The 1270-nt window shown below is 31.8% G+C and carries 1 pseudogene; it reads left to right on the plus strand.

The window, feature by feature from the left end:
- Nucleotides 1–106 precede the first annotated feature (106 nt).
- A pseudogene (locus F6K53_RS43330) lies at nucleotides 107–1270 on the plus strand (IS4 family transposase); the annotation flags it as partial.

Genomic DNA, 1270 nt, shown 5'->3' on the forward strand with positions numbered 1-1270 from the left:
CTGGGGGGGCGACAAGCGCCCTGTAACCCTTGATATATCTTAAATTGACCAAATTATGGTAAAAAAAGATAGGTCATAAATTGTCAATACGACCTATCAATTGAAAATGCTACCAAAATTATATCAAAAACATCTAAAAAATCTACTTTGTGAATCTCAATTATTGTTTTTTTACCTTATAATAATAATTATACAAGACACCAAAAATATAAAACTTGAAAAAATCGCAGAGTCACTCCCTTTACCCATTCAATTTCAATCACGACGTAAAAAACTACAGAGATTTTTGTCTTTGCCAGTATTTGATGTCAAATATTTGTGGTTTCCAATTATTAAAGAATGGATAAATCAAACATTTCCTAAAGAGAAAATAATCTATTTAGCTATCGATAGAACTAATTGGAAGGACAAAAATTTATTGATGATTAGTCTAATTTATAAAAATCGAGCAATCCCAATTTATTTTGAACTTCTTTCAAAACTTGGTTCAAGTAATTTTTCAGAGCAAAAACAAATAATATCAACTATTATAGGGCTATTTGATGGCTATGATGTTGTCATTTTGGGTGACCGGGAATTTTGTTCAGTTAAATTGGCTGAGTGGCTAGATAAACAAGGTTTTAAGTTTTGTTTAAGACTTAGAGAAAACGAGCAAATTGAGCTCAAAAATCAGGGGTGGATTTCCTTGAAAAACTCGGGATTGAAACCGGGAATTTCGTTATTTTTTGAAAAGGTTAAAGTCACCAAAACTAAACAAGTATCAGGATTTAGTATTGCCTGTAAATGGAAGAAAAGTTATCGAAATTCAGTAACAAAAGAAGGTTGGTTTATTCTAACAAATATGAGCGAAGTATCTGAGGCAATATCCGCTTATAAAAAACGTTTTGATATTGAGGAGATGTTCCGAGATTATAAAAGCGGTGGATATAATATGGAAGGCAGTAATGTTGTCGGCGAACGCTTTATATCTTTAGTTATTATAATCTCTTTTGCTTACTTTATTGCAACTATTCAGGGAGAAAAAATTAATAAAAAAGGAGTTCAGAACTATGTAGCTAGAGTCAAAGAATATGGGCGATCAACTAAAAGACATAGTAATTTTTATATTGGAATGTATGCTCAAAAATGGATTAATATTAGGTCGCAATGTTGGGAATTAGTTGATAAGTTAATGCGTTTAAGTCGTCATAAGCTCGATAATTATTTACGAGGTATGAGAGCTATGAAGCTTATACAGTCTACTTTTTAGCTCTCATGTCGCCCCCCCAGG

Origin of the sequence: Moorena sp. SIO4A1 (assembly GCF_010672065.1) — a bacterium.
Taxonomy (GTDB): domain Bacteria; phylum Cyanobacteriota; class Cyanobacteriia; order Cyanobacteriales; family Coleofasciculaceae; genus Moorena.